2 protein-coding genes are annotated in these 1,434 nt (G+C 50.7%); one reads left to right on the plus strand and one right to left on the minus strand.

Annotation, left to right across the window (positions count from 1 at the left end):
* The first annotated feature begins 167 nt into the window (after positions 1–167).
* Positions 168–410, plus strand: coding sequence for a hypothetical protein (locus K7W03_RS27420; protein ID WP_222888122.1), 243 nt, complete (start codon positions 168–170; stop codon positions 408–410).
* A gap of 151 nt (positions 411–561) precedes the next feature.
* Here K7W03_RS27420 and K7W03_RS27425 read toward each other — a convergent pair whose 3' ends face one another.
* A complete protein-coding gene (locus K7W03_RS27425) occupies positions 562–1,308 on the minus strand; it encodes a hypothetical protein (protein ID WP_222888124.1) in 747 nt (248 codons plus the stop codon).
* Between the last annotated feature and the right edge of the window lie 126 nt (positions 1,309–1,434).

A 1,434-nucleotide genomic window follows, 5' to 3' on the forward strand; every position in this document is an offset into this window, starting at 1 on the left:
CGACATGATCGCTTCCTTCCCTGCCAACATGTGGTCAGAAAAGGATACCCTCGCCTCGAGCGCCGGGCAGCAGCTATCCCACAAGTGGCGACGCCTTGTGCTGTGTGCAGGGTTCTGAACACCCGGCTTAGATCGGGTGGTGCCTCTAATTTGGTTTAGGGGGCACAATGACGAACCACAGAATGATTATTGCTTTCGGCGCGATTGCAACACTGCTGCTTGCCGTGATCGCCTTTTTTACATTCAGGGCATATTACGACGATCTCACGCCATGCAAAAAGCTATCGTGGCATTTCTGGATCGTGGATGCTGAACATAAATGTATAGCGGCAGCAATTGATAGAGCGAATAAGAGAGGCGGCGTTCTTAGCGTTCAAGATCAATACGGACCTATTGAAGGCATAGATTAATATTGCACCTAATGATCGTCCAATTTATTCAAGGCTCTTAGGTGCAATCCAAGAGCCTTTTATATCCTTTCCTGAATATGGGGTGGCTCAATTTCAATATCCGTGCCCCACGGCCCTTAAAATGGCTCTTACGGTGCATTGAATAATGCACCTACTCCATTTTAAGCGCAGGCGTAACGCCGATGTGCTTTTCGAACATCTCAATCAGCACATTCTTTGCGATCTCCACTTTCGAAACAGGAACAATAATGGAATCGTGAACCGGCAGGGCTGGAATGCCTTGACCCACTGTAAGGGCATGAACGGTATCCACGATGACCTTGCTTTCCAGATAGTGTAGATCACCCCAACGGATTTCGCTGTTTTCCCAATTTCGCAGCAGAGGATGCTTTTCCAGAACAGCGGCTTGAACGGACTTGATGGAATATGCCTTAAGGTCGATGCCCTTCTTATCTTTGACCTTTGCAACTACGTCCTTGTGCCAGCGCGTGTGGAAGCCCTTGTGGCCCAAGGTCATTGTCACCCAAGCTTTTATGACGGCGCGGGGGAAGCCTTCTATTTCATAGGCGTGAACGGAATCGATAGGGATGCCATGGCAGGCATGTAGAATTGTCAAATGCGAGGCCGTGAGGTCTATTTCCTTCGTTGCCTCCCCATTGATGGTAATGGTGGCCCGAACCGTTTCAGGAAATTGCTGATAATAGCCTCCTAAGGCGTAAAGCCTGCCGCCCTTGTTCCAGCCGTTAGGGCCGCCATTAACGTTGCTAAACCCACGATAAAATAGGCTGTGGACCTCATAGTCATTATAGGCGCGGTAAGGCTCATTGGGGCGCTTATCCTCTGCCCAAAGAATGAAGGAGGGGCGGCAATGGTTGATCTCGTTGACCTGCTGACCCAATGCGGCGGCAACGGCATCATCTGGGCTGATGGGAAGGAGCGCCTATAGCGCGACGATCTGGGTGAGAGGTCAGCGACTATCAGGATGAGAACAGATTGTCGCGGCGGGTTCATGGTGCCGGGTTAG

The organism is Sphingobium sp. PNB, from assembly GCF_019873065.1.
GTDB classification, from domain to species: Bacteria; Pseudomonadota; Alphaproteobacteria; order Sphingomonadales; family Sphingomonadaceae; genus Sphingobium; species Sphingobium fuliginis.